General features: G+C 74.2%; 13 protein-coding genes. 5 read left to right on the top strand and 8 right to left on the bottom strand.

Annotation, left to right across the window (positions count from 1 at the left end):
• Positions 1-52: 52 nt before the first annotated feature.
• From JJV70_RS19830 to mshD, 5 genes are all read right to left on the bottom strand, one after another.
• On the bottom strand, positions 53-268 hold the full coding sequence (locus JJV70_RS19830) for a hypothetical protein (protein ID WP_219049368.1): 216 nt from the start codon (positions 266-268) through the stop codon (positions 53-55).
• A gap of 98 nt (positions 269-366) precedes the next feature.
• Positions 367-756 carry an NUDIX hydrolase gene (locus tag JJV70_RS19825; RefSeq protein WP_219049406.1) on the bottom strand — a complete coding sequence of 130 codons (390 nt, stop codon included), beginning with the start codon at positions 754-756 and terminating at the stop codon, positions 367-369.
• Positions 757-940: 184 nt separating this feature from the next.
• Positions 941-2,260: a CHAD domain-containing protein gene (locus JJV70_RS19820; protein ID WP_308294912.1), complete on the bottom strand. Its 1,320-nt coding sequence runs from the start codon at positions 2,258-2,260 to the stop codon at positions 941-943.
• Positions 2,244-4,775: an RNA degradosome polyphosphate kinase gene (locus JJV70_RS19815; protein ID WP_257574228.1), complete on the bottom strand. Its 2,532-nt coding sequence runs from the start codon at positions 4,773-4,775 to the stop codon at positions 2,244-2,246. Before JJV70_RS19815 ends, JJV70_RS19820 begins: the two co-directional genes overlap by 17 nt.
• A 258-nt stretch (positions 4,776-5,033) precedes the next feature.
• The gene (gene mshD / locus JJV70_RS19810; protein ID WP_219049367.1) at positions 5,034-5,939 is read right to left on the bottom strand and encodes a mycothiol synthase; all 906 of its coding nucleotides are present in this window, start codon (positions 5,937-5,939) and stop codon (positions 5,034-5,036) included.
• A 119-nt stretch (positions 5,940-6,058) separates the two neighbouring features.
• Here mshD and JJV70_RS19805 point away from each other — a divergent pair, with 119 nt between their 5' ends.
• A complete protein-coding gene (locus JJV70_RS19805) occupies positions 6,059-7,960 on the top strand; it encodes a bifunctional UDP-sugar hydrolase/5'-nucleotidase (RefSeq protein WP_219049366.1) in 1,902 nt (633 codons plus the stop codon).
• A gap of 72 nt (positions 7,961-8,032) precedes the next feature.
• On the opposite strand, the gene JJV70_RS19800 is transcribed toward JJV70_RS19805, so the two are convergent.
• Positions 8,033-8,647 carry an NADPH-dependent FMN reductase gene (locus tag JJV70_RS19800; RefSeq protein WP_257574227.1) on the bottom strand — a complete coding sequence of 205 codons (615 nt, stop codon included), beginning with the start codon at positions 8,645-8,647 and terminating at the stop codon, positions 8,033-8,035.
• Positions 8,648-8,741: 94 nt separating this feature from the next.
• Here JJV70_RS19800 and soxR point away from each other — a divergent pair, with 94 nt between their 5' ends.
• Complete coding sequence (soxR, locus tag JJV70_RS19795; RefSeq protein ID WP_219049365.1) at positions 8,742-9,227, top strand: redox-sensitive transcriptional activator SoxR; 486 nt, start codon at positions 8,742-8,744, stop codon at positions 9,225-9,227.
• A 98-nt stretch (positions 9,228-9,325) separates the two neighbouring features.
• Here soxR and JJV70_RS19790 read toward each other — a convergent pair whose 3' ends face one another.
• Together JJV70_RS19790 and JJV70_RS19785 are read right to left on the bottom strand one after the other, a co-directional pair.
• Positions 9,326-10,348: a LacI family DNA-binding transcriptional regulator gene (locus JJV70_RS19790; RefSeq protein WP_219049364.1), complete on the bottom strand. Its 1,023-nt coding sequence runs from the start codon at positions 10,346-10,348 to the stop codon at positions 9,326-9,328.
• Between the two features lie 99 nt (positions 10,349-10,447).
• Positions 10,448-11,248, bottom strand: a complete 801-nt coding sequence (locus JJV70_RS19785; RefSeq protein WP_219049363.1) for a response regulator transcription factor — start codon at positions 11,246-11,248, stop codon at positions 10,448-10,450.
• Between the two features lie 306 nt (positions 11,249-11,554).
• Between JJV70_RS19785 and JJV70_RS19780 the strand changes: the two genes are divergently transcribed.
• The 3 genes from JJV70_RS19780 (at position 11,555) to JJV70_RS19770 (ending at position 13,642) form a co-directional block, all read left to right on the top strand.
• Positions 11,555-11,824 (top strand): MoaD/ThiS family protein, encoded by a 270-nt coding sequence (locus JJV70_RS19780; RefSeq protein ID WP_219049362.1) that lies wholly within the window; start codon positions 11,555-11,557, stop codon positions 11,822-11,824.
• A gap of 182 nt (positions 11,825-12,006) precedes the next feature.
• A complete protein-coding gene (locus JJV70_RS19775) occupies positions 12,007-12,852 on the top strand; it encodes a hypothetical protein (protein ID WP_219049361.1) in 846 nt (281 codons plus the stop codon).
• A gap of 97 nt (positions 12,853-12,949) precedes the next feature.
• Positions 12,950-13,642, top strand: a complete 693-nt coding sequence (locus JJV70_RS19770) for a DUF2993 domain-containing protein (protein WP_219049360.1) — start codon at positions 12,950-12,952, stop codon at positions 13,640-13,642.
• Positions 13,643-14,033 lie beyond the last annotated feature (391 nt).

Genomic DNA, 14,033 nt, shown 5'->3' with positions numbered 1-14,033 from the left:
CCCGGTGCGCCCTGACCCCGACGGGTTTTCCGGGGCCATAGGACCGTTCGCGTCAGCGGTGGTGGGTTTCGCTGATGTGGGTGGGCTGGGGGCGGATGTTGGGTGCGGAGTGGGTGATGCGGGCGGAGTGGGCGCGGTCGCGGGCGTCCTGTTCGATGCACAGGCCCTCGGGGTTGGTGGTGCGGGAGTTGCCTCGGCGCAGGAGCATCGCGATGAGCAGCCCGGCGAACGCCGCCAGCCCGCCGAGGAGGAGAAGGAACTCGGTCATGGGGTCGTACACCTCCTGTGTGTGCCTGCCGGTACCGGAAGGGTAGGAGCGGTGGAGGGTGGGTGTCATTGCCTGGTCGCGGCAACGTTCGCGGGTGGTCAGTGCAGCAGGTGCAGCGCGGTGGCCAGGAGGGCGCGGTCGCGGGGGTGGGTGAGGAGGAGGTGGGCTCGGGCGGGTGGGAGCCAGGTGACGCGGTCGATCTCGGCGGACGGGGTGAAGGTGCCGGACAGGGCTTCGGCGAGCCAGTAGTCGACGGTTTTCCAGCCGGTGGTGACGCGGTAGTGGGCGGTGGGAAGGCGGGCGCCGAGGGCACACGTCATGCCGGTTTCCTCGCGCACCTCGCGGACGGCGGCGGTGGCGGCTGGCTCCCCGTCGTGGAGCTGGCCTTTGGGGTGCGACCAGTCGAGCCACTTCGGGCGGTGGACGAGGGCGATCTCGACGCCGGTGCGGGCGCCGCGCCACAGCACGCAGCCTGCGGCCCGGACCACGCCCTCACCCCACTCCGCCTCGGTGCCCTGGTCCGCGTCGGCACCCGGGCCGCCGACGTCAGCCCGGCCACGGAGGCCGACCCGGGCCGCCCCGTCAGTTCCGTTCGCGCCGTCAGCCCGGGCAACGCCGTTGCCCGGGGCGGCGGCGTTGCCCCGGGCGGCGTCGGCATCTCCGGCGGCGGCGTCAGCGCGGGGCGGGGGCATCGTCGGGGGCCGGGGTGGTGGGGTGCCAGGCGCGGCAGAAGGCGAGGCGGGCGGCCTCCACCTCGTGGCGCTGGTCGGCGTGCAGGACGCCGAGCGCGTAGGCGGTGGCCGGGGCGATGCGCGGGGTGCGGCCAGCGGCGGCGGCCGCAGCGGCGGCGTCGGCGGCGTCGCGGTGCCGGTGCAGGTGGCGCGCGGCGGTGTCGAGCAGCCCGCTCTCTTCTCCCAGCACCTCCCGCGCGTACCGCACGTGGCGCAGGAGCAGGCGGACGTGGTGCCAGGAGCCGTCGTAGCGGTCCTCGGTGCCGGTGAGGGTGTGGGCCAGGGCGCCGGGGCCGAGCGGCAGGGCGTCCACGGCGGTGGTGAGGCGGCGGTGGGTGTGCTCCAGGCAGGGGCGCAGGACGGGGAGCGGGGCGGCGGTAGCGTCGGCGGACAGCGGTGCTTCGGAGGCGAGCACGGCCACCGCGTCGGCGACGGCGTGGAACCGGCCGGAGCCCAGTGCCTGTAGGGCGGCGGAGTGGGCGCGGGTGCGCAGGAGGGTGAGCTGACGCTCCAGCAGGGCACCGGCGCGGGCGGCGCCGACGCCGGGGCGGGTGGCCGGGGCAGCGGAGGGCGCGGTGTGTTCGCCGGGTGCCGCGAGCCGGTGCAGGGCGGCGAGCAGGCGGTCCAGGCGGGTGGCGTAGTCGTATTCGCGGGCCAGCAGTTCGCCCAGCCAGTTCAGTTCGGTGGCCAGGTGGTCGGCCCAGCCCGGGTCGAGCAGGCGGCGGAAGGTGTGCAGGGTGCCCGCGATGCGGCGGGCGGCGCGGCGCAGCAGGCGGACGGCCTCGGCGGTGTCGGCGGCCCGTTCCGCGCTGCCCGCCGTCTCCTCGTGCTGGCGCAGCGCCCGCAGCAGTTCGCCCGCCTGGTGGTGCAGGTAGCCGGAGAGCACCTCGGCGGCCGTCCCGGCGGGGTGGAAGGCGCCCGGGTCCCCGGTCGGCGGCGGGCCAGCCTCGCCCGGGAGGTGGGCCGCACGCCGGGGGCCAGCCTCGTCCGGGAGGTGGGCCGCACGCCGGGGGCCAGCCTCGTCCGGGGGGTGAGCCTCGCGCCGGGGGCCAGCCTCGCCCGTGGCGGGCGGCACCGGCCCGGGACGCTCCGGCCCGCCGCGATCCAGCGCCGAGGCGCGAGGCGCGGGACCGCCCCGCGCCTCGCGGCCTGGCCCGTCGCGGTCCGGGGCGCGGCGGCCGGACGGGGACGGTGCCGAGGCGGGGCGGGTGGGGGCGGGGACCCGGGCGGCGTCCGCCGTCAGGTCATGTCGTGGGGCCACGTCGGCGCCTCCGGGCGTCGATGAGCGTTTCCTGTACGTTGCGCAGCGGCCTGCCGTCGGCGTCGGTGGCGTGCCGGGTCCAGTCGCCGTCGGGGCCGAGGTGCCAGGAGGCGGTGGTGTCTTCCACGCCGGTCTCCAGCAGCCGGTTGAGCGCCGCGCGGTGTCCGGGGTCGGTGACGCGGACGAGCGCCTCGATACGCCGGTCGAGGTTGCGGTGCATGAGGTCAGCGCTGCCGACCCACACCTCCGGCTCGCCGCCGTTGCCGAACGCGAAGACGCGCGAGTGCTCCAGGAACCGGCCCAGTATCGAGCGGACGCGGATGTTCTCGCTCAGCCCGGGCACGCCGGGACGCACGGCGCAGATGCCGCGTACCCACAGGTCCACGGGCACCCCGGCGCGCGCGGCGCGGTAGAGCGCGTCGATCACGGTCTCGTCCACGATCGAGTTGACCTTGATCCGGACGAAGGCGGGCCGTCCCGCGCGGTGGTGGGCGACCTCCCTGGCGATGCGCGCGACCAGCCCGTCGCGCAGCGAGGTGGGGGCGACCAGCAGCCGCCGGTAGGTCTCCCGGCGGGAGTAGCCGGAGAGGCGGTTGAACAGGTCGGACAGGTCCGCGCCGACCTCGGGGTCGGCCGTCAGCAGGCCGACGTCCTCGTAGAGGCGGGCCGTCTTGGGGTGGTAGTTGCCGGTGCCGACGTGGGCGTAGCGGCGCAGCTGCTCGCCCTCCTGCCGCACGACGAGGGAGAGCTTGCAGTGCGTCTTCAGGCCGACCAGACCGTAGACGACGTGGCAGCCCGCCTCCTCCAGCTTGCGCGCCCACTTGATGTTGGCCTGCTCGTCGAACCGCGCCTTGATCTCGACCAGAACGAGGACCTGCTTGCCGGACTCGGCGGCGTCGATCAGCGCGTCCACGATCGGTGAGTCACCGGAGGTGCGGTAGAGCGTCTGCTTGATGGCCAGCACGTCCGGGTCGGCGGCGGCCTGCTCCAGGAACGCCTGCACGGAGGTGGAGAAAGAGTCGTAGGGGTGGTGCAGGAGCACATCGCGTTCGCGCAGGGCCGCGAAGACGTCGGGCGCGGAGGCGGACTCCACCTCGGCCAGGTCGCGGTGCGTACCGGCGATGTATTTCGGGAAGCGCAGCTCCGGACGCTCTACCCGGCCGACGAGCGCGGACAGGCCCGCCAGGTCCAGCGGGCCGGGCAGCGGGTAGACCTCCGCGTCGGAGACCTTCAGCTCGCGCACCAGCAGGTCCAGCACGTACGGGTCGATGGACTCCTCGACCTCCAGCCGCACCGGCGGCCCGAAGCGGCGGCGCATCAGTTCCTTCTCCAGCGCCTGGAGCAGGTTCTCCGCGTCGTCCTCCTCGACCTCCAGGTCCTCGTTGCGGGTGACGCGGAACATGTGGTGCGCCAGCACCTCCATCCCGGGGAACAGCTCCTCCAGGTGCGCCGCTATGACGTCCTCCAGCGGCACGTACCGCTGCGGGGACGCCTCCAGGAACCGGGCCAGCAGCGGCGGCACCTTCACGCGGGCGAAGTGGTTGTGCCCGCTGATCGGGTTGCGCACGACAACGGCGAGGTTGAGGGAGAGGCCGGAGATGTAGGGGAAGGGGTGCGCCGGGTCCACGGCCAGCGGGGTGAGCACCGGGTAGATCTGGTGCCGGAACAGGCTGAACAGGCGGGCCTGCTCCTTCTCGGTCAGCTCCGCCCAGCGGATCAGGTGGACGCCCTCGTCGGCGAGCGCGGGGGCGACGTCCTGCTGGTAGCAGGCGGCGTGCCGGGCCATGAGCTCACGCGACCGCGTCCAGATCAGCTCCAGCACCTCGCGCGGCTGGAGCCCGGACGCCGACCGGTTGGCCACCCCGGTGGCGATGCGCCGCTTCAGCCCGGCGACGCGGACCATGAAGAACTCGTCCAGGTTGCTGGCGAAGATCGCCAGGAAGTTCGCCCGCTCCAGCAGCGGCACGCTCGGGTCCTCGGCCAGCTCCAGGACGCGCTCATTGAACGCCAGCCAGCTGCGCTCGCGCTCCAGGAAGCGGTCGCGGGGCAGGTCGGCGGTGTCGTCGGCGTCGAGGTCGAAGGAGTCTGGTTCGGAGTCCAGGTCCGGGTCGAGCGCGGCGGCCAGCGAGCCGCCGCCCAGCGTAGGCACCGCCATGGCCTGCGGGCGCGAGGCGGTGAGCGCCCCCACGGGGGGCTGCACGGCGTCGGTGGCGTCCCGCCCGGTGCCGACCGCGCTCCCGGTGCGGGGCGCGCTCCCGGTGCGGGCGTCCTGTCCGGCGCGGGCATCCTTCTTACCGACGCGGGCGGGCTTGGCACGGCCGTCCTGGTCCGCGCGGCCGTCCTGCTTGGCACGGCCGTCCCGCCCGGTGTGGCCTTCCTGGTCCGCACTGCCGTCCCGCTCAGCGCGGCCGTCCCGCTCGGCGCGGGCCTCGCGCTCGCGGCGGGCTGGCTTGGCGCGGCCGTTCCGCTTGGGCTGGGTCGGCTCGGGCTGGGCGGGGTGCGCGGAGTGGGTCATTCCCCCATTGTTCCGCTCTTCGCGCAGGCCGGGCTCGTCGGCCGGACGCACCCGCCACCCGGGCACGGCGACCGCCTGCGAAACTTCTCCTCCGGCGCGCTGCACCCCGCGATACTCGCAACCGAGTCTGAATCAGCGGTTACACCCACATGGCGCGCAGGCGATGCCCCGGCTGCGCGCACCCACCGCCACCCGTGACCGGCCGGGGTTCAGCCCCGGAGCCCGCACCCCCCAGCGGCAGCCGACGGGCACGGTGTGTCACGTCTCGGTGCGGTACATCAGGTCCACCGCGTGGGTGCGGAAGCCGAGGCGTTCGTAGACGGTCACGGCCGGGGTGTTGTCGGCGTCCACGTAGAGCATCGCGGTGGGCATGCGGCGGGCCTCGGCGAGGTGGCGCAGCCCGGTGGTGGTCAGGGCGCGCCCGAGTCCGCCGCCCTGGTGGCCGGGGATGACGCCGAGGACGTACACCTCGCCGAGCTGTTCGGCCTCGTGCACCTTGGTCCAGTGGAAGCCGACGATGCGCTCGGGGTCGTCGCCCGCGACGGCGAGGAAGAAGCCGTCGGCGTCGAACCAGGGCTCGGCCTTGCGGGCGTCGAGGTCACGCTGGGTGAGCGTGCCCTGTTCCGGGTGGTGGGCGAAGGCGGCGGCGTTGGCGTCGAGCCAGGCGGCGTCGTCCTTGCCGGGGACGAAGGTGCGCAGGGCGACGCCCTCGGGGAGTGTCACCTGCGGCAGGGCGTCCGCGCGCAGCGGCATGCGCAGCTGGCGCAGCTCGCGGAACAGGGTCAGGCCGAGGGTCTGCGCGAGGTGGCGGGCGGCGGCGTGACCGCCGTGGGCCCACAGGCGCAGCCGGCGCCCGGAGGTGTGCAGCAGGGCCAGGCCCAGCGCGCGGCCGTAGCCACGGCCACGGTGTGCGGGGTGGACGACCAGTTCACCGGCCGGTGCCTCCACCGGGTCGGTGTCCTCCAGCTGGCCGTAGCCGACGAGTTCGCCGCCGGAGCGGATCAGGAAGTGCGTGACGCCCGGCCGGTGGCCTCCGCGCAGCTGGAGCCGGCCCTGTTCGGAGACGGCTGACTGGCCGTCGGTCCGGGCGGCGGCGTCGATGAGCACCAGCGCCTCCCCCACGACCTCGTCGGACACCCGGTCGGTCACCACCACGTCGCTCATGCCGCAGAGCCTACGCCCGCTGATCGCCACCTTGTGGTTACCGCACGACTCCTGACGGGCTACGCGCGTTGACCGTAGGCTGCCGTCTGCTCTCACTGGCTTCGGAGGGGAAAAACGTCATGTCGGAAGTATCGGAAGTACCAGAAGCGCCACACACGTCACACCTGCCGCGAACGTCACACACACGCGCGGCACAGCGCCTGCGCGGACGGCGGTACTCGCGCCGTTTCGCCGCCGTCGCGACGGGGCTGGCCGCCAGCCTCGCCCTCGGCGCGGCCGCCCTGCCACCCGCCGCCCAGGCCGCGCCCGAGCGCCCCGGAACCGGCCACAGCACCGGGACCGGCCCCGGCACCGGCCACTACCCGGGCCGCATGGTGGACCTTCAGGTGCTGGCCATCAACGACTTCCACGGCCACCTTCAGCCGCCTGCCGGCTCCAGCGGCACCGTCACCCACGAGCACCCGGACGGCACCACCGAGGCGGTCCCGGCCGGCGGCGTGGAGTACCTGGCCACGGCGCTGCGTAAGGCCCGCGCGGGCGAGCGCCGCTCGGTCACGGTCGCGGCCGGTGACGTCGTGGGCGCGAGCCCGCTGCTGTCCGGCCTGTTCCACGACGAGCCAACGATCGAGGCGATGAACGCGCTCGACATGGATGTCGTGGGCGTCGGCAACCACGAGTTCGACGAGGGGCAACAGGAGCTGCTACGGCTCCAGCGCGGCGGCTGCCACCCGGCTGACGGCTGCTACGGCGAGCGCGGCTTCGGCGGTGCGGAATTCCCGCTCCTGGCCGCCAACGTCGTCAGCGAGCAGACCGGCAAGCCGCTGCTGAAGCCGTACACGGTGGTCAAGGAGCGGGGGGTGAAGGTCGGCTTCATCGGCGTCACGCTGGAGGGCACCGCGAACCTCGTCTCCGCCGAGGGCATCGAAGGGCTGACGTTCCTCGACGAGGCCGAGACGATCAACAAGTACACCGAGGAGCTGCGGCGCAAGGGCGTGCACGCCGTGATCGCGCTCGTCCACGAGGGCGGCTACCCGGCGAATCCGGCCTACAACGCCGACTGTGACGCGTCCGGCGGCGGTGTCTCCGGCCCGATCGTGGACATCGCGGCGCGGACGGACGCGGGCGTGGACGCGCTGGTCACCGGCCACACGCACCAGCCGTACGTGTGCGGCCTGCCGGACCCGGAGGGCAACGACCGCCTGGTGACGTCGGCCGCGTCCTACGGCCGCCTGTTCACCGAGCTGGAGATGACCTACGACCGGGCCCGGCGGGACATCGTGCGCGCCTCGGTGAGCGGCACCAACCACGTCGTCCACCGCGAGCAGCCACGGGCGCCGGACCTGACCCGGCTCATCGACCGGTGGCAGGAGCTGGCCGCGCCGGTCGCGAACCGCCCGATCGGGTACGTCTCCGAGGACATCACCGCGGACCGCTCGCTGCCGGAGACACCACTGGGTGATCTCGTCGCCGACGCGCAGCTCGCCCACGCCCGCACCCAGGACGAGGCGGCCGAACTGGCGCTGATGAACCCCGGCGGCATCCGCGCCGACCTCACCTACGCGGCCTCCGGGGGTGAGGGCGACGGCGTGGTGACCTACGCCGAGGGCTACACCGTCCAGCCGTTCGCCAACACGGTCAACGTCGTGTCGCTGACCGGCGGGCAGCTGCTGGACGTGCTGCGCGAGCAGGTGAGCGGGGCGAACGCGGCGTCGCCGAAGATCCTCCAGGTCTCGGACGGGTTCACCTACACCCTGGACCTGACGCGTACCGGTGCCGACCGGGTCGTCGCCGACTCGGTGCGGCTGCACGGTGCGCCGCTGGCGGCGGACCGCGTCTACCGGGTCGCCGTCAACTCCTTCCTCGCCGGCGGGGGTGACGGCTTCCCGACGCTGGCCGAGGGCACCGACCCGCTGGTGGGCGGCGGCGACCTGCGCGCGCTGGAGGAGTACCTGCGCGCCCACTCCTCCGCCGACACCCCGCTGGACGCCCCGGCCGCGGACCGCATCACCGTCGTCCGCTGACCCCACACCGGGACGCGCCCGCTTCTCCGGGACGCCCGCCGTCCGCCCAGCGCACACGGGGGGCGGCGGGCGTCAGGCGCCGTACGGGCGCTTGACGCGGGCCTCGGCCAACGCCTCCGCCCACCAGTCCAGTTGGTCCAGCATGCCCTTGGCGGCGGTGCTCGCGGCCTCGGCGTCCCGGGGCCGTCCGTCGTCGCCGAAGATGTCCCAGGCGTTCGGGAAGCTCAGCGCGTCGCGCACGGTGAGGGCGTGCATCTCCGCGAACACCTGCCGCAGGTGCTCGGCCGCGCGAATCCCGCCGCCCTGCCCGCCGTAGGAGACCAGGCCGACGGGTTTGGCCTCCCACTCCTGCCGGTACCAGTCAACCGCGTTCTTCAGGGCGGCCGGAAAGCTGTGGTTGTACTCCGGGGTGACGACCACGAAAGCGTCGGCCCGCGCCAGCCGGCCGCCCAGCTCCTGGTGGTGACGTGCGGTGGCAGCGTCCGTGGCGCCGCCCCAGCCGGGCATCACCAGCGGCAGCGGATAGTCGGCGATGTCGATGACGTCCACGTCGAACGCCCCGTACTCGCGGGCCTGTTCGGCGAACCAGCGGGTGACGGTCGGTCCGAAGCGGCCCTCGCGGACACTTCCGGTGAGCATGGCGAGACGCAGCGGGGTGACGGCGGACAGCACGGGCGGCGCGGGCATGGTGGCTCCCTTGGTCGGGCGGCCGGGCCTTCACCGGCCGCTGCGCCGAGCCTCGTACTTCAACTTAAGTTCATGTCAAGCTACGGTGGGACGCATGACGACCCCACCGTCCTGGAAGCAGCACGAGCTGACCGTCGGCGAGGTGGCCGCGCGCAGCGGCGTGGCCACCTCCGCCCTGCGGTTCTACGAGCGCAACGGGCTGATCCACTCCCGCCGCACCAGCGGCAACCAGCGCCGCTACACGCGCGAGACGCTGCGCCGGGTCGCGTTCATCCGCGCCTCCCAGCGCGTGGGCATCTCGCTGGAGCACATTCGCGCGGCGCTGGCTCTCCTGCCGGAGAACCGCACTCCCAGCCGCGCCGACTGGGCCCGGCTCTCCGAGTGCTGGCGGGAGGATTTGAACCTGCGGATCAAGCAGCTGACCGAGCTGCGGGACGACCTGGACGACTGCATCGGCTGTGGCTGCCTCACCCTCGACCGCTGCGCGCTGATCAACCCGCGCGACGTCGCCGCCGAGGCGGGCCCGGGCTGCCGCGGGCTGACGGCGGGGAACTGCTCACCCGGAGCGACCCGCTCCTGACCCGGAACCGGCACGCGTGGGGAGGCGACGAGCCATATCGGCCCGCGCGGGCACGGCCCCGGCCCGGGGGCACGGCCACGGCGCGGGCGGGCGCGGCGTCAGCCGCAGCCGCAGCTGCGGCGCACCACCAGGGCGGAGGGGAACTGACGCAGCCGCTCGCGGCGCGAGCCCGTGGTGCGCACGGAATCGTCCAGCACGAGATCCACCGCCGCCCGGGCCATGCCGGGGCGGTCGGAGGCGACCGTCGTCAGCGGCGGGTCCGTGAGCGCCGCCTCCTTGACGTCGTCGAAACCGGCGACCGCCAGCTCGCCGGGCACGTCCACGCGCAGTTCGCGGGCCGCGCGCAGCACGCCGATCGCCTGGTCGTCCGTCGCGCAGATGATCGCGGGCGGACGGTCGGGACCGGCCAGCAGCTTCAGCGCCACCTCGTAGGCGTCGTAGCGGTTGTAGGGCGCCTGGAAGAGCCGCCCCTCGGTGGCGTGACCAGCTTCCCGCATCGCCCGGCGCCAGCCCTCCACGTGGTCGGTGACCGGGTCGCCGACCACCGGCGTGGACTCCACACCGCCCAGACAGGCCACGTAGGGGTGGCCGTGCTCCAGCAGGTGCCGGGTGGCCAGCTGCGCACCGCCGACGTCGTCCGTCACCACGGCGACGTCCTCGATCGCCTCCGGACGCCGGTGCAGCAGCACCACGCGCGCGTCCCACGCCTCGATCTCGGCCGCCGCGCGCTCGCTCGGGCCCTGGCTGACCAGGATCAGGCCCGAGACCCGCATCCCGAGGAACGCCCGCAGGTAGTGCACCTCGCGCTCGTCGAGGTAGTCCGAGTTGCCGACGAGCACCATCTTCCCGCGCTCGGCCGCCGCGCGTTCGACGGCGTGCGCCATCTCCGCGAAGAACGGCTGCCGCGCGTCGGGGACGATCATGCCTATGAGATCGGTACGCCGGGAAGCCATGGCCTGGGCGACGCGGTCGGGCCGGTACCCCAGGTCCTTGATCGCCGCGAGCACCCGCTCCCGGGTGGCGGGAGCGACCGGCCGGGGACCGTTGTTGATCACATAGCTCACGACGGCGGTCGAGGTACCCGCCAGCCGTGCCACGTCGTCTCGCGTCACCTTCGCCACGGCGGGCAGTCTACGCGGGGGGACCGGCACCCGGGTCACGCCCCGGTACCGTTCTCGCGCGGACGGTCACCGCCCGCGCGCTCATGGTTCACTGCCAGCTCACCGGCGTCCGCCCCGGCCCGCGTCCGCCGCCTTCTTGGCGACCCGCTCGGCCTCCTCGGCCACGCTTGTCCCCGCCTCGCCGCCGCTGTCCTCGCGCTCGCCCTTCTGCTCCCCCTTGCCCGCCTTCTTCTCCGGCATCACGAACCGGTAGCCGACGTTGCGCACCGTGCCGATCAGCGACTCGTGCTCCGGGCCGAGCTTCGCGCGCAGCCGCCGCACGTGCACGTCCACCGTGCGGGTGCCGCCGAAGTAGTCGTAGCCCCACACCTCCTGGAGCAGCTGCGCGCGGGTGAAGACCCGGCCCGGGTGCTGGGCCAGGTACTTCAGCAGTTCGAACTCCTTGAAGGTCAGGTCCAGCACCCGGCCCTTGAGCTTGGCGCTGTACGTCGCCTCGTCCACCGAGAGATCGCCGGTACGGATCTCCATCGGGCTGTCGTCCACGGTGAGCTGCTGCCGCCCCAGCGCCAGCCGCAGCCGCGCCTCCACCTCGGCCGGGCCCGCGGTGTCCAGGAGTACGTCGTCCACGCCCCACTCGGCGGTGACCGCCGCGAGGCCGCCCTCCGTCACGATCAGCACCAGAGGGCAGCCGGGCCCGGTGGAGTGCAGCAGCTGGCACAGCGAGCGCACCTGCGGCAGGTCACGCCGCCCGTCGATCAGGATGACGTCGGCGCCTGGCGTGTTGACGAGTGCGGGGCCCTCAGCGGGGGCGACGCGCACATTGTGCAGCAGCAGCCCGAGCGCGGGCAGCACTTCGGCGGACGGCTGGAGAGCGTTGGTCAGGAGGAGAAGCGAGCTCATGACGGTGAGTCCTTCCTCGGTCCCATCGAGGGCGGGGGCGGCGCCTGCGGTGAGGGCCGCCCTCAAACACGAAAGGACTCGAAGGCGACATTGCCCGAGTCCTTACCCGCACGAGGATAGCCGACACAGGCGCCTGACCGTAGTGCGATGTACACCACGCGGTGTCCCGCCCCTCCCTTCCCCGAAACCCGGGGGTGCTCAACTCCCGGGTTCCGGGGAGGGGCACAGCCGGGGCACACACCGCGCACCCCCGCCCGCGCGGCATGATGGACGCACGCACAAGCTCGTCGCGGTGGGAGTCGCTACATGGCCGTACAGGGAACGATCCGCTACTGGGCGGCGGCGAAGGCCGCGGCCGGAGTCGCGGAGGAGGGGTACGAGGCGGCCACGCTGGCCGAGGCCCTGGAGACCGCCCGGGCCCGGCACACCGCCCGCCCGGAGTTCGCCCGCGTGCTCCAGCGCTGCTCGTTCCTGGTGGACGGCGACCCGGTCGGCACCCGCGCCCACGAGGCGGTGCGGCTGTCGCAGGGCGGCTCGATCGAGGTGCTCCCGCCCTTCGCCGGAGGCGCCCGGTGAGCAGCGCACCGCACCACCCGCACCACCCGCACGGCCACCGCGGGCAGCCACAGCCGCCGCAGCCGTCGGCGCCACCCCCCGCGTCGGTCCCCGCACCGGTCCCCGCGCCCCCGGCAGCGGCACCCCCGGCAGCGGCACCCCCCGCAGCGGTCTCGCCGACCCCCGCCGCACCGGCGGCGACCGTGCCACCGCAGGCCAAGCGCGCCCGGGGCCGACGCCGCGCGGGCCGCTCCGTGCACGGCCCGGGCGGCGTCGCCGAACGCGTCGGCAACCCCGTCATCCCCCCGGGGCCCCTGCCCGCCGGGCTCACCCTCGTCCTGGCCGCCACCCTCGCTGTTACCGCGCCGCTGGGCCGGTTCGCGCTCGTGGTGCCGCTCGTCGTGCTCCAGGCGGTGACGGCCGCGGGCTGGTACCGGCTGAACGGCATGTGGCCCGCGCGGCAGGGCATCGCGCTGGCGTTCCTGGCGGGCGTGGCGGCCGACGCCGCCCTGCTCGGCGTGGGCCGCGCGCACACCGCGACGGCGCTGCTGGGCGCGCTCGGCTTCTGGATGCTGCTGGTGCTGCTGCTCCAGCTGCGCCATCGCGGCAAGCCGGAGGAACGGCTGTACGCGCTGACGGCCGGGGTCGCGGCCACCGTGCTGGCGGTGCTGGCGGCCGGTTTCCTCGCCGCCGCCGAACACGCCGCCGGCGTGGTGACCGTGGGCGCGCTCGCCGTGGGGGCGGCCACGGCGGTGCGGGCGGTGCCGCTGCCGGGTCCGGTGTCGGTCGTGCTGGCGCTCGCCGCCGGGGCGGGCGCCGGGGCGGGTGCGGCCCTGCTGGCCGGGGCGGACGCCGTGGCGCTGGGCGCGCTGGCGGGTGCCGGAGCCGGGGCCCTCGTGGGCGTGGTGGCGGGCGGGTGCGCGCTGGTCGGCCTGCGCGCGGCGAGCTACGACTGGCCGTCGCGGTTCGTGCACCTGACGGCCGGGGTGGCGCTGCCGCTGGCGCTGGCCGCACCGGCCGTCTACGTGCTGGCCCGGCTGGCGGCCTGATGCTCCGGTGGGGCCGGGCCGTCCCGCGCCGTTACCGCGCCGTTAGGATCATCGGCAGTCGATCTGGGGGCCGAAGACCATGCGCATAGTCCGGACCATGCTCATCCTCCTGCTGATCGTCGGCGGGCTGTTCGTCGCCGCGGACCGGCTGGCGGTGAACTACGCGGAGGGGAAGCTGGCCGACCGCGCCCGCACCGCGCGGGGTGGCGCCGAGGACGCCGAGGTGACGATCAACGGCTTCCCGTTCCTCACCCAGCTGGCGGACAGGGAACTGGAGTCGGTGGACATCACGCTCAACGGCGTCACCGCCTCCGGCGAGGGCCAGACGCTCCAGGTGAACGAGTTCGACGTGAAAGCCCGCGACATCACGCTCAACGACAGTTACAGCGGTGGCGTCGCCGCCAAGGCGACGGGCACGGCGTACCTCACCTACGAGGCGCTCACCGAGGCGGCCGCGGAGGGCGTGTCCATCGCCTACGGCGGTGAGACCGCGGAGGGCGAGCCGAAGGTGCAGGTCACCGGGCAGGTGCAGGTGCCGTTCCTGGGCCGGACGATCGAGGGCACCACGACGTCCGCGCTGAGCGTGGAGAACGGCGACACGATCAAGCTGTACGCGGAGTCCGTGCCGGGCCAGGAGATCCCGGGGGTTGAAGGGTTCATCCGCGAGCGGATCGACTACACCCGGCAGATCAACGGCCTGCCCCCGGGCGTCGAGCTGACCGGCATCGAGGCCACCCCGGACGGCGTCGAGGTCAACTTCACCGGCGAGCAGATCGACCTCGCGGGCTGACACCACCCGCACCGGCGTCCACGATCCGAGACGGGCGCCCGGTCGGCCGCGAGATGCAGCCGCCCGGGGTCGCACCAGACGGCGCCGCGCACCCCTTGACCCCTGCCTCGCGTCCCACCATGCAAACACGCACGTCTCGGGATGCGGAACGTCGGTGACACATACCGTCCGCGTCCTTACGATCGACGGCATGACCCGACAGGCGGAACTCACCAAGCGACGGACCGTGGACCTGTGCCGCGTCGCCGCCATGCTCTGTCGCCCCACCGCCTGACGGCCCCGCGCCACCGGCCGGACGCACCCGGTCGGCGTACGCCTGCGGCAGGGTGGGGCGCTAGGCGCCCGCACCGGCCCCGCCCGCAACCGGGGCCACCACCCACCGCCGCCGCAC

Origin of the sequence: Streptomyces sp. JJ66, from assembly GCF_019303495.1 — a bacterium.
GTDB lineage: Bacteria > Actinomycetota > Actinomycetes > Streptomycetales > Streptomycetaceae > Streptomyces.
Note: the sequence above shows the minus strand (reverse complement) of the source record. Positions and strands in the feature narration are given on the sequence as shown.